Annotated in this window: 23 protein-coding genes; 1 reads left to right on the forward strand and 22 read right to left on the reverse strand. The window is 42.4% G+C overall.

The window, feature by feature from the left end; translation table 11 throughout:
- Positions 1 to 49: 49 nt before the first annotated feature.
- From yfbR to DW938_RS06625, 3 genes are all read right to left on the reverse strand, one after another.
- Positions 50 to 634, reverse strand: coding sequence for a 5'-deoxynucleotidase (gene yfbR / locus DW938_RS06615; RefSeq protein ID WP_118124270.1), 585 nt, complete (start codon positions 632 to 634; stop codon positions 50 to 52).
- Positions 635 to 702: 68 nt separating this feature from the next.
- Positions 703 to 1,926: a sodium ion-translocating decarboxylase subunit beta gene (locus DW938_RS06620; protein ID WP_117876119.1), complete on the reverse strand. Its 1,224-nt coding sequence runs from the start codon at positions 1,924 to 1,926 to the stop codon at positions 703 to 705.
- Between the two features lie 31 nt (positions 1,927 to 1,957).
- Positions 1,958 to 2,410 carry an OadG family transporter subunit gene (locus tag DW938_RS06625; RefSeq protein WP_117856387.1) on the reverse strand — a complete coding sequence of 151 codons (453 nt, stop codon included), beginning with the start codon at positions 2,408 to 2,410 and terminating at the stop codon, positions 1,958 to 1,960.
- 243 nt (positions 2,411 to 2,653) lie between these two features.
- Between DW938_RS06625 and DW938_RS06630 the strand changes: the two genes are divergently transcribed.
- Positions 2,654 to 3,451, forward strand: coding sequence for a mechanosensitive ion channel family protein (locus DW938_RS06630; protein WP_117905202.1), 798 nt, complete (start codon positions 2,654 to 2,656; stop codon positions 3,449 to 3,451).
- A 32-nt stretch (positions 3,452 to 3,483) separates the two neighbouring features.
- Here DW938_RS06630 and DW938_RS06635 read toward each other — a convergent pair whose 3' ends face one another.
- The 19 genes from DW938_RS06635 to DW938_RS06720 form a co-directional block, all read right to left on the reverse strand.
- On the reverse strand, positions 3,484 to 3,741 hold the full coding sequence (locus DW938_RS06635) for a hypothetical protein (RefSeq protein ID WP_022286750.1): 258 nt from the start codon (positions 3,739 to 3,741) through the stop codon (positions 3,484 to 3,486).
- Positions 3,731 to 3,925 (reverse strand): hypothetical protein, encoded by a 195-nt coding sequence (locus tag DW938_RS06640; RefSeq protein WP_118124271.1) that lies wholly within the window; start codon positions 3,923 to 3,925, stop codon positions 3,731 to 3,733. The genes DW938_RS06635 and DW938_RS06640 overlap by 11 nt, the downstream gene beginning before the upstream one ends.
- A 42-nt stretch (positions 3,926 to 3,967) precedes the next feature.
- Complete coding sequence (locus tag DW938_RS06645; RefSeq protein ID WP_181984383.1) at positions 3,968 to 4,450, reverse strand: phosphoribosyltransferase family protein; 483 nt, start codon at positions 4,448 to 4,450, stop codon at positions 3,968 to 3,970.
- 208 nt (positions 4,451 to 4,658) lie between these two features.
- Positions 4,659 to 6,905: an ATP-dependent RecD-like DNA helicase gene (locus tag DW938_RS06650; RefSeq protein ID WP_118124273.1), complete on the reverse strand. Its 2,247-nt coding sequence runs from the start codon at positions 6,903 to 6,905 to the stop codon at positions 4,659 to 4,661.
- 17 nt (positions 6,906 to 6,922) lie between these two features.
- Positions 6,923 to 7,267: a hypothetical protein gene (locus tag DW938_RS06655; protein ID WP_118124274.1), complete on the reverse strand. Its 345-nt coding sequence runs from the start codon at positions 7,265 to 7,267 to the stop codon at positions 6,923 to 6,925.
- Positions 7,268 to 7,409: 142 nt separating this feature from the next.
- On the reverse strand, positions 7,410 to 8,252 hold the full coding sequence (locus DW938_RS06660; protein WP_118124275.1) for a zinc ribbon domain-containing protein: 843 nt from the start codon (positions 8,250 to 8,252) through the stop codon (positions 7,410 to 7,412).
- Between the two features lie 94 nt (positions 8,253 to 8,346).
- A complete protein-coding gene (locus tag DW938_RS06665) occupies positions 8,347 to 9,081 on the reverse strand; it encodes a hypothetical protein (protein WP_118124276.1) in 735 nt (244 codons plus the stop codon).
- 105 nt (positions 9,082 to 9,186) lie between these two features.
- Positions 9,187 to 11,301 (reverse strand): polyribonucleotide nucleotidyltransferase, encoded by a 2,115-nt coding sequence (locus DW938_RS06670; RefSeq protein WP_022286743.1) that lies wholly within the window; start codon positions 11,299 to 11,301, stop codon positions 9,187 to 9,189.
- Between the two features lie 177 nt (positions 11,302 to 11,478).
- Positions 11,479 to 11,745 (reverse strand): 30S ribosomal protein S15, encoded by a 267-nt coding sequence (gene rpsO, locus DW938_RS06675; protein ID WP_022286742.1) that lies wholly within the window; start codon positions 11,743 to 11,745, stop codon positions 11,479 to 11,481.
- A 172-nt stretch (positions 11,746 to 11,917) separates the two neighbouring features.
- Positions 11,918 to 12,772: a bifunctional methylenetetrahydrofolate dehydrogenase/methenyltetrahydrofolate cyclohydrolase FolD gene (gene folD / locus DW938_RS06680; protein WP_117864003.1), complete on the reverse strand. Its 855-nt coding sequence runs from the start codon at positions 12,770 to 12,772 to the stop codon at positions 11,918 to 11,920.
- Entirely contained in the window at positions 12,773 to 14,023 is a 1,251-nt protein-coding gene (gene lgt, locus DW938_RS06685; RefSeq protein ID WP_118124277.1) for a prolipoprotein diacylglyceryl transferase, read from the reverse strand.
- A 41-nt stretch (positions 14,024 to 14,064) separates the two neighbouring features.
- Positions 14,065 to 15,339, reverse strand: a complete 1,275-nt coding sequence (locus DW938_RS06690; protein WP_118124278.1) for a pitrilysin family protein — start codon at positions 15,337 to 15,339, stop codon at positions 14,065 to 14,067.
- Positions 15,332 to 16,618, reverse strand: coding sequence for a pitrilysin family protein (locus DW938_RS06695; protein ID WP_118124279.1), 1,287 nt, complete (start codon positions 16,616 to 16,618; stop codon positions 15,332 to 15,334). The genes DW938_RS06690 and DW938_RS06695 overlap by 8 nt, the downstream gene beginning before the upstream one ends.
- A gap of 118 nt (positions 16,619 to 16,736) precedes the next feature.
- A complete protein-coding gene (locus tag DW938_RS14740; RefSeq protein WP_022286737.1) occupies positions 16,737 to 16,904 on the reverse strand; it encodes a hypothetical protein in 168 nt (55 codons plus the stop codon).
- 2 nt (positions 16,905 to 16,906) lie between these two features.
- Positions 16,907 to 20,377, reverse strand: coding sequence for a DNA polymerase III subunit alpha (locus DW938_RS06700; protein ID WP_118124280.1), 3,471 nt, complete (start codon positions 20,375 to 20,377; stop codon positions 16,907 to 16,909).
- A 2-nt stretch (positions 20,378 to 20,379) separates the two neighbouring features.
- Complete coding sequence (whiA, locus tag DW938_RS06705; RefSeq protein ID WP_242992420.1) at positions 20,380 to 21,321, reverse strand: DNA-binding protein WhiA; 942 nt, start codon at positions 21,319 to 21,321, stop codon at positions 20,380 to 20,382.
- A 13-nt stretch (positions 21,322 to 21,334) separates the two neighbouring features.
- Positions 21,335 to 22,192, reverse strand: a complete 858-nt coding sequence (gene rapZ / locus DW938_RS06710; protein ID WP_038671699.1) for an RNase adapter RapZ — start codon at positions 22,190 to 22,192, stop codon at positions 21,335 to 21,337.
- 60 nt (positions 22,193 to 22,252) lie between these two features.
- Complete coding sequence (gene murB, locus DW938_RS06715; RefSeq protein ID WP_117876129.1) at positions 22,253 to 23,167, reverse strand: UDP-N-acetylmuramate dehydrogenase; 915 nt, start codon at positions 23,165 to 23,167, stop codon at positions 22,253 to 22,255.
- A gap of 45 nt (positions 23,168 to 23,212) precedes the next feature.
- The gene (locus DW938_RS06720) at positions 23,213 to 23,935 is read right to left on the reverse strand and encodes a phosphatase (RefSeq protein ID WP_118124281.1); all 723 of its coding nucleotides are present in this window, start codon (positions 23,933 to 23,935) and stop codon (positions 23,213 to 23,215) included.
- Positions 23,936 to 23,974: the final 39 nt, after the last annotated feature.

Here is a 23,974-nt window from a genome sequence, read left to right on the forward strand (position 1 = left end):
TATTGTCCTATAATTTCAATTTCTATTATACAACACCACCGAGGCATTGTCAAGCTTGTTCGTCAAGAGTTAATGTATAAGCTGGAATAAATTCATCAAGAAAAACATTTGCTTCTGGAATATTCATTGCGACAATAGATTCAAGTGTAGATTTTTCAGCTGATGCAAAATCAGTATTTCCCATTTGCCTTTCTTCAAGGCACTTTATAAGTGCAGAAAGCTTATCAGCCGCTTTAACAAGAGTCCATGCTTCTTCTTCCTGTGGAGTTTTACAGAAAAGCGGCTCAAAGTCCTCTTTCAGATCATCAGGAAGATAAGACACCAGAGTATTTTTGGCTTTCTGCTCGATCTCATCATATGCGCCCTTTATCTCATGGCTGTAATATTTTATAGGCGTAGGCAAGTCACCTGTGATTATCTCGGTGACATCATGATACATAGCAAGCAGCGCACATCTCTCAGGAGAAACATTACCGTCAAATCGCTTATTTCTGATAAGTGCAAGCACATGTGCGATAAAAGCAACTTCAAGGGAATGCTCGCTAATATTCTCATTGATCGTGTTTCTCATAAGTGCCCAACGATTTATATATTTCATACGGGATATCACTGCGAAAAATTTACTTTCTGACATATCAACACTCCTAAACTATACACAAAAATCGGGACGATGCTTTTCATCGTCCCGAAAAATTTTTGATCTTATCTTACAATTGTAAGAAGAACACCAGCAGCAACGGCTGAACCGATAACGCCGGCAACATTAGGACCCATAGCGTGCATCAACAGATAGTTTGTAGGAACTTCCTGCTGACCGACCTTCTGAGAGATACGAGCTGCCATTGGAACGGCAGATACACCTGCTGAACCGATAAGAGGATTGATCTTGTGACCAGAAAGAACATACATAAGCTTACCAAGAAGTACGCCGCAGGCTGTACCAAGCGAGAACGCTACAACGCCAAGTGCCATAACTTCTGCAAACTGAATGTTCATGATCTTATCTGCCTGTGTTGTTGCACCAACTGTTACGCCAAGGAAGATAGTGATGATGTTCATAAGCTCGTTCTGAGCAGTCTTAACAAGTCTGTCGCAGACGCCACTCTCTTTAAGAAGGTTACCAAACATGAGCATACCAACCAGTGGAGCTGCTGAAGGAACCATGAGTGAGATAACGATAGTTACAAGGATAGGGAAAATAAGCTTTTCTACCTTAGAAACAGGTCTTAGCTGACCCATTACTACTGAACGCTCTTTCTTTGTTGTAAGAGCCTTCATGATAGGCGGCTGGATAATAGGAACAAGAGCCATGTATGTATAGGCTGCAAGTGCAATAGTACCAACGCCGATATTACTGTTTGAGGTAAGAAGTCTTGAAGATACATAGATAGATGTAGGACCGTCAGCACCGCCGATAATAGCAATAGAACCACACTCAGCTGCACTCATTCCGAATAGAGCCGCACCGATGAATGTAAAGAAGATACCGCCCTGTGCAGCAGCACCCATAAGAAAGCTCTTAGGGCTTGCGATCAGCGGACCAAAGTCTGTCATAGCACCGATTCCAAGGAATATGAGTGGTGGATAGATCTGAAGCTTAACGCCCATGTAAAGAATATCCAACAGACCACCCTTTTGAAGTATCTGACCATAATCTATATAGTGGTCATTGCCTGCGACCGTTTTATAGTTCCAGAAGTCTGGATGATACATCTCAGCGTATGGCAGGTTTGTAAGCAGCATACCGAATGAGATAGGCAAAAGCAGAAGTGGCTCAAAGCCCTTTGCAATAGCCAGATACATAAATACGAATGAAATAAGTATCATTACGATATTTTTCCAGCCGCCGTCTACGAGGAAACCCGCAAAACCCGACTGTGACGCCAAAGACGCCATGGTATCAAGAAATGAATTAATTATTGACATCTATTATCACGTTCCTTTCACGTCAACTGCGCTAAAATGGTCTTGTATTGTCTATTATGCCTGCGGTAGACCATGCAGGTCTTTGAGGCTTGGCAGTTTTAACGCTCTTAAGAACGAGCTTCTTGCCCTCTGCACTGCTCATAGCCGAAATTGCAGCCATGATAACAGCAACTGTTTCTTCTTCAATGCCGTCTTCTACAACAGGAGCAGCAGCCTTTATTGGCTCTGGCTTAGCAACAGCCTTTGCAGCTTCAGCAGCTTTTTTTGCCTCTTCAGCCTTTCTTGCAGCTCTGCTGTTGATAACGTCAAATATCTTGCCGTATATCGACACAAGCAGAATAAGCAGAACAAGTCCGATAAATACCACAACTATACCCGTGATAACGACAGAGGCAACAGTTCCAGCACCCAGATCTTTTTGATCAGGACTGATCGTACTCTTTGCCGCAACCATCTGAGCTGCAGTGTTAAGAAAATTGATCATAAAAATTCTCCTTACTGTAAGTATAATAAAACTTAATATTATTATACACCAAAGCCACACAAATAGCAAGACTTTTTCCCACATTTTTTTCACAAAATTATCTCCAAGTCAACACCTATTTTTGTTATGATTTCTGATAAAAGTGCATAAATACGCAAAAAAACTTATATATTGGGCACACTTGCAAATATCATGTTAAGATGTTATAATATCTTTACATAATAATGTTACGGAGATGATATTTTGTCTGAGAAATTTTTGAATTGGCTTGAGGAATTTACCCCACATCTTATAGCAGCGGCTGTTATTTTTCTTTTAGGAATACTTCTTGACAAGCTTGTTTTGAAGGTCATGCACAAAGGTTTGAGCATGCGTCGAACAGATGTGACTATACATAAATTTCTCACATCTGTGGTACACACTGTATTGCTTATTATAATAATAGTAATGGCACTTTCTGCACTTCAAGTACCTATGTCATCAATAGTCGCAACTATCGGTGCAGCAGGTCTTGCTATCGGTCTTGCTCTTCAAAACAGTCTTTCAAACGTCGCAGGCGGCTTTATCATACTTTTTTCAAAGCCTTTTAAATGCGGTGATTATGTAAAAATAGGCGACTCAGAGGGAACTGTTGACGCTATCTCTATACTTTACACCACCCTAAAGACCCTCGAAAATAAGATGATATTTATACCAAACGGAGTTGTTTCACAATCGACTATTACGAATATAACTGCTGACGACAAACGTCGCCTTGAACTGAAATTCTCTATCAGCTACAATGACGACCACAACAAGGCAATGGCTATTCTTAGAGAAATGCTCGATGATGAGCCAAGGGTAATAAACGAGCCTGACAAGCCGCTTGTGGCTGTCTGTGAGCATGGCGCAAGCGCTATAATCCTTATCATGCGTGTATGGATACCGACCGATGCTTACTGGGAGATACGATACAAATTTCTCAAAGAGGCAAAGGAACGCTTTGACGCAAACGGTATCTCAATACCGTTCGACCAACTTGACGTACATATATCAAAATAACAAAAGTCCGCAGGCGAGCATCTGCGGACTTTTTACCTCATATCTTCCCTGTTCTTATATAAAAATCTGTTCACATCAATACTGTCTGCAATTGGTAGCTTGGTTTTGTCACAGTATGTTTTTTCAAGACTTTCAAGTTTCTCTGCTATTCTAAGCTGACCGTCAAGCGCACTTTTTATACACTCCGCAAAAGGACTTCCGCATAGATCACTGTAGGTCTGACAAAACTCCTTTGAATACGCCTTGACAAAAAATCTTGCTTCTTTTATTATATTTCCGTCAGTTACCATTGTTATCCTCCAGACTTATGAGCAACCCTGAACGCTGATTTTTCAAAGCCGCTGTAAGCTTTTGCATATCTTCCTTTAGCTGCGGCTCTTTTATCTCACTCACATAATGCTCAAACCTGTCTATCATGCAGTTTTCAGACACGATAAGTCTTTTTATCGCCGCAAACTGTTCCTCAGTTATCATAAAGACCGCCTCCCGATATTATTATACCGAAGGCGGCCTGTTTTATTCTTTGTGTTTTTCATCGAGCAAAGTGGTGGCGATAGCTGCACAAAACACCTTTTTAGCACCCATCTCTTTTAACAGCCTGCTACAGACATTGAGAGTTGCACCTGTTGTGTAAACATCATCAAATAGCAGGACATTTTTACCTTTTATATCAGCGTGTTTCGCCAGAGAATAATAAATATCCTCCGCATGAGTTTTTCGTTGAGCGGCAGTCAAAGTATGTTGTTCTGCGGTATCCCTTGTCCGTCCAAGCAGGCGATAGTTCTCTTTTATGCCAAGCTCCATAGCCGCAAAGTGTGCAAGCTTTTGTGCCTGATCGTATCCCCTTTTACGGCGTTTTGATCTGTGCATTGGCACTGATGTGATGATATCCGCTTGATCTGCAACGCCATTTTCTCTGAGCACATTACCCAGAAGCTTCGCAGAATATTCCGCAAAATTAAGCTGTCTGTCGTCTTTAAGCTGATGTATTGCTTTCACGCAGATATCCTCATATCTCATAAGAGTATAAATGCTATCAAAATGTAGTGAATCATGATCCAGGCACTTATCCTTGCCGCACTTTTCGCACAATATTTTTTTATGAAAAGGCAGCTTACATTCACAATTTTTGCACAAAAGCTCGTCCCATTTTATAAAACTTCCACATATAGGACAACGATTAGGATAAACAAAATCAAGCAGAAATTTATATATCAAGCGTCTGCTGACCACTGTCATCACCCTCTACAAGCTCCATTAGCATATTTTTAAGCGCAGTATACCTCAAAGTGCGTTTATTATTATCTATCATAAAATCAACACGCTTTTTCGAGCCAACTATTATAAGCATTCTTTTGGCTCTTGTCACAGCCGTATAAAGCAGATTTCTGTAATAAAGCTTGTCAAATCCACCGAATACAGTGAGAATGACAACATCAAACTCAGAACCTTGGCTTTTATGCACTGTTATGGCATAGGCAAGCTCCAGATTATCCAGCATTTGCTTGTCATAGACAGCTATTCTGCCCTCAAAATCAATAGTCACAGTTTTAAGTATCTTGTTCACTGCAATTATTATGCCTATATCGCCGTTAAAAATGCCTGCGCCACTTTCGGTCTTGTCCTCGGTTATATACTTTTTCCAAAGAATTTCATAATCATTCTTGGTCTGCATGACCTTGTCACCTTTTCTGAAAGTATAAACAGGGGTCTTGACCTCTGATTTTCCTGCGGCAGGAGGATTAAGCTCCTGCTGTAGACGCTTGTTTAGCTCCACAGTGCCCGCAGGACCTTTTCGTGTAGGCGAAAGCACCTGAATGTCATCTATGGGCGAGTAATCGTAGGCTTTTGGCAGCCTTGTTTTGCAAAGCTCCACCACAAGATCCTGAAGTTCTCCGTATTCAAGCCGTTGCATAAAAAAGAAATCCTTGTCCTTGCTGGCCAGGTCGATATGCTCGCCGTTTACTATCTTATGGGCGTTCATAACAATCTCAGACTCCTGTGCTTGTCTGAAGATCTCTTTTAGTGTTACAACAGACATTACTCCGCTGTCAATAATATCCTTTAACACATTTCCTGCACCTACTGACGGAAGCTGATCGCTGTCCCCTACCAGAACGAGCTTGCAGGTAACGCTTATGGCTCTCAAAACGGCTTCAAAAAGGCAGGAATCCACCATGGACATCTCGTCGATTATTAAAGCGTCACAATCGAGAAGATTGTTTTCATCATGTATAAACGCAAGTGTGTCACCGCTTGTATGCTTCACTTCAAGAAGCCTGTGGATAGTTTTTGCGTCAAATCCCGTAAGGTCAGAAAGCCTTTTGGCGGCTCGGCCTGTTGGTGCGCATATCATAACGTTAAGCCCTTGCTGCTGATAAAGAGAAATTATAGCGTTGAGCGTTGTGGTCTTTCCTGTACCCGGTCCTCCCGTCAGCACAAGAAAACCCTTTGACAGTGCAAGATTTATGGCTTCACGCTGTATTTTTTCATATTGTATGCCATTATTTTCCTCTTCAAGATCAATCACTTCGGAAAAGTCTATCTTATTGTCATAAGAGATCTGCCTCATTATGGCAAGTCGCCTTGCTATGTAGTCCTCAGCTTTGTAAAAATCTGCAAGCATAACAAAACGTCTGCCATGCTTATCGTAATAGTAGAGGTTTTCCTCCTCAGTTTCATGCTCGATTACTTTTTTTATAAGCTTTTCATCAACATCAAGATAACTCACCGCTGTTTTCACAAGACTGTCTAAAGGCAGGCAGGTATGACCTTGGTCAGCGTTTTGTCTTAGGATATATGTAATACCTGCCTTTATCCTGCACTCGCTGTCAGCAGGGATATCAGACTTCGCCGCAACTGCGTCCGCACGGGAAAATGACAGATCGACGCCCTGAATACAAAGCACATAAGGGTTTGATTTTATGATCTGCTCGGCAGTGTTGCCCCAACGCTTCCACGCCTTTATGCCATAAGAAGTTTCTATCTCGAATTTGTTAAGATATGACATAAGAGACCTTGCGGCAAAAGTGGTTTTGAACTCCTGAGATATTTTTTCCGCTTTTTTCACTGTTATCCCGTCTATCTCCGTGAGCCTGTCGGGAGTATTTTCTATTATGTCAAGGGTATCGTCCCCGAACTTGTTCACAAGCTTTTTTGCAAGTACAGGCCCTACGCCTGATATAGCACCGCTTGCAAGATAACGCTGAATCGCTGCAGAGGTAGTAGGCAAAGAACGCTCAAAGATATGCACCTTGAACTGCTCGCCGAACTTCTGATGTGAAGTGAACTCCCCTGTTACAACGAGATCTTCGCCCTCCTCAACGTCACCCATTTCGCCAACAACTGTGATAAGGTCATTGTCACAGTTAAGCATAAGCACACAGAAGCCTGTGTCCTCACTTTTAAATATTATGCTGTCAACCTCACCCTTGAGGGTCTTTAAATCTTCCATATTATTCTCCGAATGATCTATTTTTCATGGCATTTCAGCTCTCTGCGCTTGATAAAATCTGCAAGTTCAGTTATATCAACACAGTGAACGATGCTATAATCCTGTTCCAAACGTTTTGAAACATAATTTATCTCGCTTTTGTCAAGCTGAACGAGGATTATTTCTCTTCCATAATATTCAGGCTGAAAAAACTCCTCCCAATAACAGCTTTTTACCATATGTTCAAGCTCATGTGTATTCTTTTTGCATGGGATAAGCAAATATCCTCCACGCTTGCCAACATTTTGCACCTTGTACCATTTCACCCAAAACCAAATAACGACCGCCAGCACAAGAGCCAGAAGAAGTATAAGATTCAACACAAGATCACCTCCACATATTATTAGTACATTTTATGCGGAAAGCAGATTTTGTGTCATATGATTCATTTTACACCTTTTTGACGAAAAAAGCAAGATTTTTATGCAAAACAAAAAAGCTGCCCCGAAGGACAGCTTGAATTATTTACTTTATCTCAACTGAAGCAGCCCAATCCTTGAACTTATCTTCATACTTTGACTTATTTTTCTGCTCGCAGAGAAAATCAAAAATGTAGTAGCCACCGTTGCCCTCTGTTATAGAACTCATGCCGTAATAATGTTTATCTCCTATGCTCTGGGTATAATAAATATATTTTGAATCCCTGCCTGTTATTTTTAAAGTAGTTGTGCCGTTTTCAAGAAAAAAATCAAAGATATCAGAAGCAGATTCACCCTTGCCATAGCCGTAAAGTGCCAAATCAGAATATGAGAGCTTAACAGCGTTTATGCCCACCTCGTTGTTGGAGAAGTTATCAAGGGCATACAGATTTGTACTGCTGGATTTCTCAATATCCGCAGGAGCGGTCATTGTATATCCCGTACCCTGCAATGTTTTCGTAGCTGTATTTTTGTAAAAATATCTCACGCCGAAAGCCACCAAGAACGCAAGGATAAACACAAGAACTGACATCAAAGGCTTTGGTATACCCTTTTTAGCAGATGTAACAGGCGCTATCTTATAAGGCTCATATGCACTGCCGTATGGAGTTTGAGCATTGCCATTCTGCGGAGGCGGATAACTCTGCTGAGCGTAGCCGTTCTGTGGCTGACCATAAGATTGCTGACCCTGAGCATAATTCTGCTGAGGTACTGCATTCACAGGCTGTGCTCCTGTTGTGTTGCGCTTGCCAAAGCCAACATTCTCACCAAGGTTTGATGTATCGATAGAATCCATATAACCGCTTGTTTCAGACTTCACAGCCGACCCACAATTAGGACAAAAAGCGTCAGTATCACTGATCTTTGCCGAACAAATAGGACATTTCATATTCTTTTCTCCCTCATATAATTTATGCTTTTATTCTAACATATGCTGTTTATTATGTCAATAATTTAACAAATCGTTTTTTATAAATTTTGTATTAATTGATATGGATAGTGCTTGCCCACTTTTCAAATTTCGGGTCATAGAAATCCTTTTCATCAGCCTTACAGCCAAAAACAAACCAATAATATTTATAACCTGACTTTTTGCATAAAGCATAGTTATAAACTTCGTCGCCCGTTTTTGCACGATAGGTCATTTTAAGCTTGTTACCACTAGCATACACTTCTTTATAGCTGTTTCCAAACTGACTTTTCAAATTGCCCTTCATGTAGGTGACAAACAGTTTCTCAGTAAGAATATCCGTTGTTTCGCCGGCAAGTGAAGAGTAATCAAGGATCATATACTGAAAATCGCTATTAACATCGGCGTACTTTCCGTTGGCTTTTACAGTTCCGTCACTGCTCTGTGCCGCATAATCTATTGTGGTTGCCTTTTCAAGTGACCTTGGCAGTTCAACGCTAAAGTTCTCCTCTCTAATGGTATGGGTTGAAACATTGCGATAGTACCAATATCCAAAACCGATAGCTGCACCCACAAACAATGCCAGCAAAAGGATAAGCACCTTTTTGCCTATAGACATATTCTTTCCCACTGCCCTCACATTGCTGTTAAGACCATTGTCAAAGCCATTGTTGAAGCTATTATTGAAACTATTGCCATACCTCGGCTGTGCCGAATTTACCCCTGTCATTTCAATAACTCTTGTGCCACAATTCTGACAGCAAATGCTGTTAGGCAGAATATCGCACCCGCATACTGTACATCTCATAAAGATACCCCCTATAAAAATTTATTACTTTTATATTAACACACTTCTTCTTTTTTGTCAACAAAAAAAGCGGACAGCACATAGCCGCCCGCTCTTAAAAACTTATTACTTAGCGTTCTTCTTAGCTTCAATATCAGCAAGAGCGTCTTTTCTTGAAAGATTGATCCTGCCCTGATCGTCTATTTCCATTACCTTAACAACGATCTCGTCGCCAACAGAAACAACGTCCTCCACCTTTTCTACTCTTGATTTGTCAAGCTTAGAAATGTGTACCAAACCGTCCTTACCAGGAGCTATCTCAACAAAAGCACCAAAGTTCATGATCTTTACTACCTTACCTCTGTAGATAGCACCTATCTCAGGGTCATTAGCGATAGTATTGATGATATTGATTGCCTGTTCAGCCTTTTCCTTGTCGATACCTGAAACGAATACGCTGCCGTCCTCAGATATGTCTATCTTAACGTCACACTCAGCAGATATCTTCTGAATTACCTTTCCGCCTGAACCGATAACTTCTCTGATCTTGTCAACCGGTACCTTTGTTGCCAGCATCTTAGGTGCCCACTTGCTTACCTCAGCACGAGGAGCAGGGATAGCCTTGAGCATTATCTCATCAAGAATATACATTCTTGCTTTTCTTGTCTTTTCAAAAGCACTTGCGATTATCTCAGGTGTCAGACCGTCGACCTTGATGTCCACCTGAATAGCTGTGATACCATTCTTTGTGCCGCCTACCTTAAAGTCCATATCGCCGTAGAAGTCCTCAAGACCCTGAATGTCGACCATAGTCATCCAGCTGCCGTCCTCCTTAGTGATAAGACCGCATGAAATACCTGCAACAGGCTCTTTGATAGGAACGCCTGCGTCCATAAGTGCAAGTGTAGAACCACAGATAGAACCCTGTGATGTAGAACCGTTTGAAGAAAGCACCTCAGATACGCATCTGATAGCATATGGGAACTCTTCAACAGAAGGGATAACCGGAACGAGTGCTCTCTCAGCAAGTGCGCCGTGACCTATCTCTCTTCTTCCCGGACCTCTTGAAGGTCTTGTTTCACCAACAGAATATGAAGGGAAATTGTACTGGTGCATATATCTCTTGGAAGTTTCCTCGTCGATACCGTCAAGTTTCTGAGCGTCTGAAACGGGGCCAAGTGTTGCGATAGTCATTACCTGTGTCTGACCTCTTGTGAAGATACCTGAACCGTGTACTCTTGGGAGAACGCCAACTTCAGCAGCAAGTGGTCTTATCTCGTCGATACCTCTGCCGTCAACACGCTTACCCTCATAGAGCCAGTTTCTAACTATCTTCTTCTGGAGCTTATACATAACTTCGTCAAGAACAGCAGTGTTATCCTCGCACTGCTCATCGAACTTCTCATGAACAGCGTCGATTATTGGCTGGAGTCTTGCGTCTCTTACATTCTTATCATCTGTATCAAGAGCGACCTTTACCTGCTCGCCTACCATTGCTTCAACAGCGTCGAACAGATCGTGGTCAACTTCCATTGACTCGAACTCGAACTTAGGTTTACCGATCTGAGCCTTGATATCGTTGATGAAAGCTACCATTTTCTTTATCTCTTCATGACCTGTCATGATAGCCTTGAGCATAAGATCGTCAGGTATCTGGTCAGCACCTGCTTCGATCATTACTATCTTTTCAGCTGAACCTGCAACTGTAAGGTTAAGTCTGTTCTTAGCTCTCTGCTCAAGAGTTGGGTTGAGCACCAGCTCGCCGTCAACGTAACCTACGTTGATAGAAGCAACAGGTCCGTTCCAAGGGATATCAGAGATAGAAAGTGCAATAGATGTAGCTATCATACCTGTGATCTCAGGTGAGTTGTCAGGGTCAACAGAAAGAACTGTCATAACAACTGAAACGTCATTTCTCATATCCTTTGGGAAAAGAGGTCTGATAGGTCTGTCTACACATCTTGAAGCAAGGATAGCCTTGTCAGAAGCCTTGCCTTCTCTCTTTGTGAAAGAACCTGGTATTCTGCCTACTGCATACATTTTCTCCTCAAAGTCAACTGAAAGTGGGAAAAAGTCAACACCCTCTCTTGGCTTTGCAGAAGCTGTAACGTTAGCCATTACAACAGTTTCACCGTATCTTACCCAGCAAGAGCCGTTAGCAAGTCCGCAGGTCTTACCTGTTTCAACTACTACAGGTCTGCCTGCATATGTCGTTTCAAAAGTTTTGAAATTCTCAAACATTGTCTTTCCTCCATTTTAGAAATTTAGTTTTTTCTGTATGGTGAAAGCATTAGCAATAAACAGGACATACGAGCTTCATACATTCTGTTTAATGCTAAGTTACCTTTCACCTACAGTTCAAATAAACACCAAAAGGCAGTGGCAATAAATGCCTCTGCCTTGATGTCAGTTACATGATTACTTACGGATACCCAGCTTTTCGATAGTAGCTCTATATCTTTCGATATCCTTCTTCTTGAGGTAGTTGAGGAGATTTCTTCTCTTACCGATCATCTTGAACAGACCACTTCTTGAGTGGTTGTCCTTCTTGTGTGTCTTAAGATGTTCTGTAAGGTCGCTGATTCTCTTTGTAAGGATAGCGATCTGTACCTCAGGTGAACCTGTGTCTGTTTCGTGAGTTCTGTTAGCTTCGATAACAGCTGTCTTTTCGTCTTTTCTAAGCATTTTTTTGTACCTCTTTCGTTAAAATATTTCCGATGTAAAAGAATATGGCAGGTAACTTTCCCACTTACGGGCGTGACCCATATTCTGTTGCATGGATATGTTGCAGTAAACAACTCATATATTATACATTATTTCAGACAAATTGTAAATAGTCTTAACAGAAATTTTACAACTATTCTATGCCGTGATGAGCCTTGCCTGCTGTGAGTGTGTTTCTCATAAGCATTGCAATGGTCATAGGGCCAACTCCGCCCGGAACAGGTGTGATAAATGAAGCCTTATCCTTGCAGTCTTCAAAATCAACGTCACCGCAAAGCTTGCCGTTTTCATCACGATCCATACCAACGTCGATAACTACTGCGCCCTCCTTGATATAATCAGCGGTTATCATCTTTGGTCTGCCAACAGCCGCAACCAGTATATCTGCTCTCTGGCAAACTTCTTTAAGATCTTTTGTCTTTGAATGGCAGATAGTAACAGTGCCGTTATTGTGCAGCAACAGCATAGCCTGAGGCTTGCCTACGATATTGCTTCTGCCAACCACTACACACTCCTTGCCTGCAATGTCAGTACCTGTTGACTTGATAAGCTCCATAACGCCGGCAGGTGTGCATGGCAGAAAACTGTAATCGCCTATCATTATTTTGCCCACATTTACAGGGTGGAAAGCGTCAACGTCTTTGTCAGGTCTGATGTTATTTATTATCACTTTATCGTCAAGGTGCTTTGGCAATGGGAGCTGAACGAGTATTCCGTCCACTCTATCGTCATCATTGAGCTTTTTGACAAGGTCGAGGAGCTCTTCTTCTGTTGTTTCCGCGGGGAGAGCATACTTGAATGAATTAAAGCCCACTGTTTCGCAAGCCTTTTCCTTGTTTCTTACATAAACCTGTGAAGCAGGGTCATCACCTACGATGACCACTGCAAGACCTATCTCTATGCCCTGCTCTTTAAGCTTCTCTGTTTCAAGTCTTATTTCTTCCTTGACCTTGGCTGATACTGCCTTGCCGTCAATTATCTGTCCCATTTATTCTTCCTCCGTATCCTTTTCATCTGTATCTTTTACTTCGCTGTCCTCGTCGTTATCGTCACCAAGGATAGACTTATACTCTGTCTCGGCTTTGGTGTGTGACTCCTTGTCCTTTTCCTCGGCTTCTTTAAGCTTGTCTTTTTGAGCCTGCTTGCCGAATTTTTCGTCATATTCTTTTTGAAGCTCAATAAAGCTCTCACCCTTATCCTTGGCTTCCTTTATCTTGTGCTTAAGTTCTTTCTTCTCTTTCTGAATATCATTGTAGCTGTTATACTGTTCAAGCTGAGCCTTTGAAAGCTCTGTATCAACGAACAGCTTGTAATCGCTGTTTCTCTTTGTGATACCTCTGAACACGATTATAAGTACAAGTGAAGCAAGAACACAAGTGCCTGCAACAAGCTGTGATACTCTTATGTTTCCAAGATAGAGCGAATCTGTTCTCAGACCCTCGATGAAAAATCTTCCCAGACCGTACCAGCATGTGTACATAAGGAATACTTCGCCGTCAAACTTGCGGTGTTTAAGATAGAAATGCAGGATTATAAATCCAATAAGACACCAAATAGATTCATAAAGGAAGCATGGGTGGATAGGGTCAAGAGCCGACACTTTGCCGCCAAGCTCGTCATAATGGTTTGAGATATATTCCATTGTGGTGTTGCTTATCATGCCCCAAGGGAGCTTTGTGTTTGCACCGAAGGCCTCCTGATTGAAGAAGTTGCCCCAACGTCCGATACACTGACCGATAAGAAAACATGGTGCGACCACGTCAAGAAGCGCAGTAAGCTTCAGCTTTCTTACTTTTGCTATAATTCCGCCCACGATTATCGCACCGATAAGTCCGCCGTAGATAGCAAGACCTCCGTCACGAATATCGAAAAACTCTGAGAATTTCATGCCCTCTGTATTAAAGATGATATAATAAAATCTTGCGCCAAAGATAGCTCCAATAAGTCCGCCGATAACGGAATCTGTCGCTCTATCAGGGTCGATACCTACGGTCTTCATTCTTCTGAAGCCGTATATCATTGCAAGAAGAATACCGATGGTTATCAAAAAACCATACCAATATATCTTGAAATTCGTACCTGGCACTGTAAAAAGCACTCTGTCGATATCAATACCCTCTTTGAAGATATTGTCACCCTTTCCGAAATTGGGGAAATAAACTCTGTTCGGAAACTCTCTGAGTTTTTCCCTTATTGCGTCATTTGCCGAAGAGTCGGCAAGAAACTGCAATGCTGTCATAAATTTATCATTCCTTTCACTGAGTCTGTGGCTCAAAATACCTACTTATTATCTACCACGGAGATAGACGACTTTTCAGGGTCGAACATTTCTTTTACGGCGTTTTCGCAATCCTCCACAGTCATTTCTGCAAGAACCTGTGCTTCATAGAAAGCGTCAGAGTTTTCAAAATAGCTTTCTGCAAGATAATCTGCTGCTCTTTCAGGATTATTCATTCCTCTTACTATTTCGCCGTACATAGAACGCTTTATCATATCAAACTGCGACTTGTCAAAGCCCTCTTTCTTTACACGCTCTATCTCCGCTAGATAACGGCGATAAAGCTCTTCAGGGTCATGGGATTCACCTGATATTATTGGAGAGAATACTCCACCGCTTGTGAAAACTTCCACGCCGAACTGCGAATTTATCAGTCCGTCGTCAAAAAGCTGTTTATAAAGAGGTGACGAAGAGCCAATGAGCAGATGAAGCGCAACTGACGCTGTTCCAGCCTTTTTAAAAAGTTCTCTGCCCTCATAAGGCTTGCACTTGAAGCCGATATTGAAAAGTGGCAGACCCACAGGGAAGCTCTGAAATATCTTTTTCTGCGCTACATTCTCAGGCTCATCAGGGAGCTTTGTTTCAAGCTCCATATTCTCGCATGGCTTCAACATTTTATCGCATATTTCCATGACCTTATCCTCGTCAACATTTCCTGCAATGGCAAGGACCATGTTGTGAAGATTATAGAAAGTGTAGTAACACTTATAAAGAAGATCAGGAGTTATCTCAGCAATAGTATCAACAGTTCCTGCAATATCTATCTTTATAGGGTGGTTTACATACAGAGCTTTCAGCAGATTATAAAAGCACTGTCTTTCAGGAGAATCTGCACACATTTTTATTTCCTGACCGATTATTCCCTGCTCCTTAGCCACAGATTGCTCTGTAAAATATGGCTTCTGAACAAAGTCAAGAAGTATTTCAAGAGAATCCTCCCAGTTTTCCGAGCAACTGAACGTATATGCCGTTTCATCAAAAGACGTGAAAGCGTTTGCGTTGGCACCTGTTTTTGCATATAAGTCAAAAACATCTGTGTCCTCGTTTTCAAAAAGCTTATGCTCGAGAAAATGGGCTATGCCCTCAGGCACGTTGATGAAATCTTTGCTGTCCTTGGTCTTGAAACAGTTGTAAATTGAGCCGTACTTTGTGGCAAATATGGCTTCTGTAGTTGTGAATCCCTCCATTTTCCACACAAGCACGTCAAGTCCTGACGGGTGATGAAAAACGCTGTAGCTCTCGCCCAGTCGCTCGCTCTTTACGATCTCCTTATTCATCACAGTCCTCCTTTTCCTCTCCCCTGATAACGAAAACAGTATCAGGCTTAAAGGTCTTTGCACAGCTTATTATGTCCTCACGGGTGATTCTCGCTATCCTCTCGTTTATCTCCTCAGGGGTGAAAGCCGTGTTTCGTGTATTCTGTGCCGCATACCAGCCCATGATATCATATATACTGTCATAGTTCGACTTGAAGCCGCCGCAAAGAGATTTCTTTGTGTTTTCAAGCTCCTCATCTGTAAAGTCACCATTACATATGGCTTCGAGCTGTTCTTCGATAGCTTTTTTTGCCTTTTCGATATTGCAGCTTTCAACGCCACTGTCGATAAAAAGAGTGCCCTTTCTGTCGGCATAAGCGGAAGAACAATAATAGCAAAGGCTCATCTTTTCTCTTACGTTTGCAAAAAGCTTTGAAAAAGGCGTTGCTCCGAGAAGCATACAGAAAAGCTTTGCGGTGTAGATATCCTCATAATCCGACTTAAAAGCCATGACCATTTTGCTTTGGCTTACCTGCATTTTCAGCTCTCTATAAACAGGCTCTGCCTTTGCAGGTGAATTGTGTCTGTAGTCTATCTTCTCCACAGGCGAAACTCTTTTAAGAGCCTCCATTTCATCTCTTATAAGCTTTTCCGCAGCAGCCGTGTTTCCACCGCCTGATATGGTTATCTCTATCTTTGCACTTTCAAGAAGCTTTTTGTGTTGTCTTAACAAATCCTCCTGAGTTATGTTCTCAGCAAGCTCCACAGTTCCGATTGCGGACACAGCAGCAGGTTCGCCCTCAAAGATAAGCTTTTTAGCCTGCAAAAGTGCATAACCACGCTTGTCATTGACAGTGGCAACAATAGCGTCGATAAGCTCCTGCTTTCTCAAAGTAAAATACTTCTCACAGAACTTTCCGTCAACAAGGTGCGGTCTGAGCAGACAGTTCAAAAGCTGTCTTACCACCTGAACGGATATTACTTCGCCGTCTATAGTATAATCGTCGCCGATAAAGCTCGCAGACAGACCGACAGACTGATAATCGCCTATGGTACCACAGTTGGTGCCGATACTTGAGCCGTAAAGCCCTGTGAGTGTAGATGTAAGCTTTGTTCGTGAAGGTATCTCCGCATTCGATGTCACAAGCACTGTTTGAAGCATTGCATTTACGCAGGCTGTTTTTTCGTCCAGCGGTGATATAAATGCTATCTTCACGCAGTTTGACTTGAATTTCTTGTCATATATTCTTGTAAGAGATATCCCTCTGCCGAGTTCTTCCCTACTATAAGATACAGCCATTTGATTACTCCTTCAAGCGTTTTCACGCTAAAATTTTTCGTGATAACACGATAATAATATAGTATATCACATTCCTGTGCAGATTTCCATACTTTTCACAAGAATTTCATAAATACACTTATTCTATTACCGTATAAATGAAATTTTCCCAGTGAAGCATTGTTCCCTCGTCTGTTTCGTCGGGCAAAAGCGCTCTTGCCATAAGAAGATCTTCGCCTGTGTCCACATTGAGAAGATGTGCATAATCGCCGTCAATTTTTGTTACCTTATATGTTCTTGGCTCCATTTTTATTCTCCTTTTCTGTCCATAAATACCACATTTTCAGCGCCCAGTCTGTTTTCTAGTTCGACAAGCAGTTCAGGACACATTTTCACAGCATGAACAGACTTTATGCCTGTCATTTTGCGTATATCGCTGAAAAATACCGCAAACTTTGAACCAGACTGTGCTCTGAATTTCTCGGCTATAGTTCTAACAGCCTTTATGCCCTCTGCATCTCTTGAAACAAGCCTTACGCAAATATCCCTTTGAAGCTGTAATGAGCAAAATCTATCGACAGGCTCGAGCATATCCGCAAGTATCTTAGGTTCTTCTTCCTCTTTGCATGATATCTTGCCTTTGACGTGTAGAAGCGCTCTGTCTTTTATAAAGCCTCCCATAGTTTGAAAAACTGACGGAAAAACCACTATCTCTAACGTTCCGAACTTGTCTTCAAGCTCCACAAAACACATCATATCGCCTTTTTTGGTCTTTAGCATTTTTCTGCCCCTGACCATTCCTGCATAGTCTACTTCCGCCCCATCAGCGAAACGTTTATCTGCCATTCCGCCCTCGTCTGTACAGGCTTTTATGAGCTGTGCAGAGGTGACGCACCTTGCGGCTGAAATCACACACTCAAAGCGGTCTATAGGGTGGGCGGATATATACATACCAAGAGCTTCATGCTCAAATTCAAGAAGCTGCTGTTCGTCAAACTCGCCGCAGCGTTCTATCTTCTTTTCCATTGGCAAAGCAGCACCCATGCCAAACAAGTCAAGTTGACCCTCAATCACACTTCCGTCTGACCGAGTTACGCTTTTCATTATGTCCTCGCAAGCATTGAGATGTTCACGTCTGGTGTATCCAAAACCGTCAAAAGCTCCACTCTTTATAAGTGCTTCCACTGTTCTCAGGTGGATATCTCTGCCCGAAACTCGTGTACAAAAGTCTTGAAGCGAACGAAACGCTCCACCTGATTTACGCTCAGAAACTATCCTGTCGATAGCCCCCTCGCCAAGCGACTTAACCGCAAGAAGTGCAAAGCGTATTCCCTCAGGCTCAGCCAAAAAGCCACTTTCACTTTTATTTATATCCAGCGGTAAAATTTTAACGCCACTTTTGCCAACATCTGCGATATATCCGTAAAGCTTATCGGTGCTGTCAAGAAGCGTGATAGTCATAAGTGCCGCCATGTATTCTTTATAGAAATGACATTTTAAATACGCTGTCTGATATGCGATAGTTGCATAAGCCGCCGCATGGGATTTGTTAAAGGCATAGCTTGCAAAAGAGGTCATTTCGTCAAATATCTCATTGGCAACATTAGCGGGCACACCGTTTGCCACTGCACCGCAGCACTGCCCTTTCTCACCGTAGATAAACGCTTTTCGCTCGTTTTCCAAAACAGCCGCTTTCTTTTTAGCCATTGCTCGCCTTACGATATCCGCTCTGCCGTATGAATATCCTGCAAGAGTGCGGAATATCTGCATTACCTGCTCCTGATAAACTATACAGCCGTATGTCACTTCAAGTATGCCTTTAAGCAATGGGTGCTTATACACTATCCTGTCAGGTTCATGGCGGTTTCGGATATAAGTTGGGATCGAGTCCATAGGTCCTGGGCGGTAAAGAGAGATAACAGCGATAAGGTCCTCTAATCTTTCAGGGCGAAGCTTCATGACAGTCGCAGTCATTCCTGCACTTTCAAACTGGAAAACGCCCTCCGTTTTGCCCTGTGACAGCATTTCATATACCTTTTTGTCATCAAGAGGTATCTTCTCCAAGTCAAAATCAGGGTGAGTTTCTATCACCTGCTTTCGGCAATGGTCTATAATGGTAAGGTTGCGGAGTCCGAGAAAATCAATTTTAAGAAGTCCCAATTGTTCAAGCACTGTCATTGTATACTGTGTGGAAACTTGTCCGTCACGAGAATAGAGAGGAACGTAAAAGTCAACCGGCTCTTTTGTGATAACAACGCCTGCTGCGTGGGTGGACACGTTTCGTGGCATACCCTCGACGCTCATGGCAATATCAAGAAGTTGTCGTATCTTCATATCAGTCTTATAAAGAGAACTAAGCTCAGGTATATTCTCTATGGAATATTTAAGTGGCTGACCTCTAGGTATCTTCTTTGCAAGCATATCTCCTGTCTGATAAGGCAGACCCATTGCTCTTGCCACATCTCTCACTGCCTGCTTTGCTGCAAGCGTGCCAAAGGTCGCAATCTGCGCCACATGGTCAGAGCCGTATTTCTCCACAACGTAATCAATAACACGCTGTCTGCCTTCCATGCAGAAATCTATATCAAAGTCAGGCATGGAAACTCTTTCTGGATTAAGAAAACGTTCAAAAAGCAGATCATATTTTAGCGGGTCAATGCCTGTTATACCAATACAATAAGCACACAGACTTCCTGCACCTGAACCACGTCCGCAGCCAACAGGTATACCGTGGGTCTTTGCATAATGCACGAAATCCCATACTATAAGATAATAGTCAGTATATCCCATTCTCGTTATAACGTCAAGCTCATAGTCAACACGTTTCAAAGCCTCTTTTGTTGGCTTTTCATAACGTTTATAAAGCCCTTTCATGCACATATCACGGAGAAACTTTTCGTTATCTGAAACACCGTCTATATGGAAATACGGAAGCTTTGTTTTGCCAAACTCAAAGCTTACATTACATCTGTCAGCTATCTTTACTGTATTCTCCAGCGACTCAGGCTGAGAGGGAAAAAGCTCCGCCATTTCTTCTGCTGACTTTACATAAAACTCGTTTGTCGGAAATTCAAGCCTGCTTGGGTCGTCTAGTGTCGTGCCTGTTGAGATACACATTAGCACACGTTGCGCATTAGCGTCTGAACGTCTGAGATAATGTGCGTCATTAGTGCAGACCATTGGTATGCCTGTTTCTCGTGAAAGCTTTATAAGCATAGGCAATATTCTCTGTTGGTCTGCAAACTTATGATTTTGAAGCTCTATAAAGTAATTATCCCTGCCAAATATATCACGATATCTGAGAGCCGTCTGCTTCGCACCCTCATAATCGCCATTGGTAAGCTTTCTGGGTATCTCACCCGCAAGACAAGCCGACAGACATATAAGCCCATTGTGATATTTTTCAAGCAATTCAACATCTACTCTCGGTTTGCTATAAAAGCCCTCTGTATATGCCGCCGACACAAGCTTTATAAGATTTTGATAACCCTCGTTGTTTTCGCACAGAAGCACAAGGTGGTAAGGCGAACTGTCTATCTTCGCTAGCTTGTCAAATCGTGTTCTTGGTGCAACATACACCTCACAGCCTATTATAGGCTTTATGCCCTGAGCAAGACATTCGTTGTAAAACTCCACTGCCGCAAACATATTTCCATGGTCTGTGACCGCAACTGCTTTCTGTCCAAGCTCCTTTACACGCAAAACAAGCTCCTTGATACGGCAGGCACCGTCAAGGAGCGAATATTCACTATGAAGATGTAGATGTACAAACTCAGGCATTTTTATTCCTCTTTCAGTGCAAGACCTTTTTCAACTCTTATCCTGTCAGCTATTTCTGCTATCTTTTGCAGCCTGTGGTTTGCCCCCGAACGTGAGATAGGAGGATCTATGGCTGCACCAAGATCTTTAAGATTGAAGTCAGGATTATTATATCTAAGCTCAGCTATCTCCTGCAAATTATCAGGAAGAGAATAAAGCCCCACTGTCTCGTCTATAAGCTCGATATCGCTTATCTGCTTTTCCGCTGCTTTCAGCGACTTCTCTATATTGGCGTTATCGCAATTCACCGCACGGTTTATCTTGTTGCGCATATCTTTCATCATTTTTACGTTCATAAGTTCAAGCGAACACATAGGCGCACCCATAAGAGTAAGCATATCTATGATATTCTCAGACTCTTTTATGTAAACTATCTGTGCGTTCTTACGTTCAACGTGCTTTGGAGTGATATCGTAATTATCTATAAGCAGCATACCAAAATCATTGCAAAGCTCTATCGTTGGCATAACGAACTCCATATGATATTTTTTCTCAGGATTGTTCACCGAACCGCAGGCAAGAAATATACCAGCCACGAGCTGTGGGTAAAACTTCTCTTTAGGCAGGTCAGCTTCTTCCAAACGCCTGCTCTTATCCATTCTGAAATAGTCAAGAAGTGTGAGCCTGTCCTCACGCTCAGGAATATCCAAAGCATAAAGCACAACGCCGTTTCGCTTTTTCTGCTCTGTGACTGACACTGCGTTTTCATTACCGGTTATCCTGCCGGTGTTCAACACGAAAAAGTCTGATACAGCTTTGTTTTCAGTGAGAAAAGATATCTCATCATCTGACAGACAGTTACAGTACGTGAGCATACCCATCATGCACACGTCAGCCTTTGGCTTTGAATTTATCTTGCTGATTATTTCTTCTTTTGCTCTGTATGAAAAGGATACGTCCTCCAACTTTCAAACCGCCTTACTGATTATTTATATCTCTGTGTGTTATTCTTATCCTGTGACCTTGCTTTCTCAGATGCTCCGCAACTGCTTCTGCAAAGGTAACGCTCCTATGCTTTCCGCCCGTACAGCCGAACGCTATAACAAGCTGTGACTTGCCCTCTTTTTCGTAAAGAGGTATGAGATAGTCGATAAGATCTGTTAGCTTGCCTAGAAGCACTTTGGCTTCGTCAAAGCTCAAAACATAATCATAAACGTCCTTGTCAAGACCTGTTTTGTTCTTAAGCTCAGGTACATAAAACGGATTAGGCAGACACCTTACGTCAAATACAAGGTCGCCCTCGCTCATTGCACCGAACTTGAACCCGAACGACTGAACATCAATATGCATAAACTCGTTGTTTCCAAGAAATATGGAATAAAGCCTTTCCTTAAATTGAGCTGTTGAGCTTCTGGACGTGTCTATATAAAAATCAGCCTGTGCTTTTATAGGTCTTAATATCTCACGCTCAGTTTCAATAGCTTTTCTTATGTTTCCATATGACACCTCGTCAAGAGGGTGCTTTCTTCTTGTTTCCTTGTATCTTCTCACGATAACGTCATCTGAGCTGTCAAGGAAAAGTATTTTAAGACTCACGCCCTCGCCCTGAAGCTGCTTTACTGTGTCTTGAAGCTTCAGAAAAAGGTCGCCGCCTCTTATATCAACAACAAACGCTACCTTGTCTATTTTTCCGTCAGACTGACTGCATATGTTTGCAAACTTTGGGATAAGCTCAGGCGGCATATTATCAACGCAGTAATATCCTATATCTTCAAGCACATTCACGGCACTTGATTTTCCCGATCCTGACATACCAGTAATTATCACAAACTGCATAACGTTCATTCCTTTCTTACAAAGCTGAAAAAAATCATCACTTATTGATCCCTATTTAAATTATTCCTTGTAAGGTATTATCTTTACCTCACATTCAAGAAGATAGCCTGTCTGCTCTTTGACAATGTGCTGAACGTGTCTTATCACCGACATAATATCCTCAGTTGTTGCACCACCCTTGTTCACCACAAAACCGCAGTGCTTTTCAGACACCTGTGCTCCTCCCACTGTGTATCCCCTCAGACCACAGTCCTGAATGAGCTTTCCTGCAAACTGTCCCTCAGGTCTTTTAAAGGTCGAGCCTGCACTTGGATATTCAAGTGGCTGTTTTGAACGGCGTCTGCCCATAAGCTCCACCATTTTGTCCTGAATATCGTCATACGCTCCTGCCTCAAGTCTGAACACTCCTGATGTTATGACTTCGCCGTTTTTCTGATAACAACTGCTGCGATAGCTGAGAGCCATTTTATTTGCCTCTGTAGTATGTACAGTACCGTCTGCCCTCACGGAGTTCGCAGAGGTTATAACGTTTTTGATCTCCCCGTCATAAGCACCTGCGTTCATGTATATAGCACCGCCCACAGTTCCCGGTATGCCATAGGCAAACTCAAGTCCTGTGAGGTTATGCTCAAGAGCGAATCTGCACAGCTTTATAAGGCTGCACCCAGCCTCGGCGTATATGGTGTTTTCGTTCATCATTTTTATCTCGTCCACTGACTGACCCATGAGGAACACCACGCCCTCATAGCCTCTGTCATCAAAGAGAAGATTTGAGCCGTTTCCAACAACAATATATCTTACGTTCCATTCGTGTGCGGCTCTAACAAGTTTTGCAAGGCTTTCCTCTGAGCTTATATCCACCATTGCAGTGCACGCTCCACCTGTGCGGAATGTGGTATGCTTTGAAAGCGGCTCGTTGTAGACAACATTACATTCAAGCTCTGAGGCAAGATCAAGCAGCTTTTGTGTATTCATATATATCTGTAAAACGCCCTTGTGAGGGCTTCTCCTTTCATCGTTTTAAATATCGAGGTTTGGTCTTTTCGCAAGAACATATTCCCTTATCTTTTCCCAATCACTGTTCATGATAAGCTTCTCAGGAAAATCAAGTTCCTCCGCTATCTTTGCCACTTTCGGTGTTTGACCGATAAGCTGACAGAAATGGCAATCAGAATCAAAGACCACAGGCACTTCATACTTTTTGCAAAGCTTCAAAAGCTCCACTACGTTTCTTCCGGGTGACCTTTTGCACGCAAATGAGCTTTCGTTTATCTCCACAAGCTTGCCGTACTCCTTGAACGCCTTTACGCCCTTTTCATAATCGAACATAAAAGGTGCGGTGGTGCAGTGACCTATGACATCCACCTGAGGGTTCTGTGCGACTTTCAGCCAGCTTTTAGTGTGGTTCTCATGTGTCGAGGGAGTATAGCAGGCACTGTGCATAGACGCCACCACCCATTCAAGTCCTGAAAGCAGCTTTTCGTCAGTATCAAGCTCGCCGTCATCGCTCACAACGTTAGCCTCTATACCTCTGAGGACGGTTATCCCGTTTATCTTTCTCGGCAGTATGCCAAGGTTCACAAAGTGCCAGATATGTGGCGAATCAGGCATTTTCATGGCATGGTCTGTCATTGCTATGCCTTTCATTCCGTATTTTTCAGCCCACTGGCAGTTCTCTGTTATGGTGGAGTAAGCATGAGTTGAAGCTATAGTGTGCGTGTGCATATCTCCCTGTAAGTGCATTATGATCTATCTCCTATTAAAAAAAGTATATGTGTGTTT

The organism is Ruminococcus sp. AM43-6 (assembly GCF_003461785.1).
GTDB classification, from domain to species: domain Bacteria; phylum Bacillota; class Clostridia; order Oscillospirales; family Ruminococcaceae; genus Hominimerdicola; species Hominimerdicola aceti.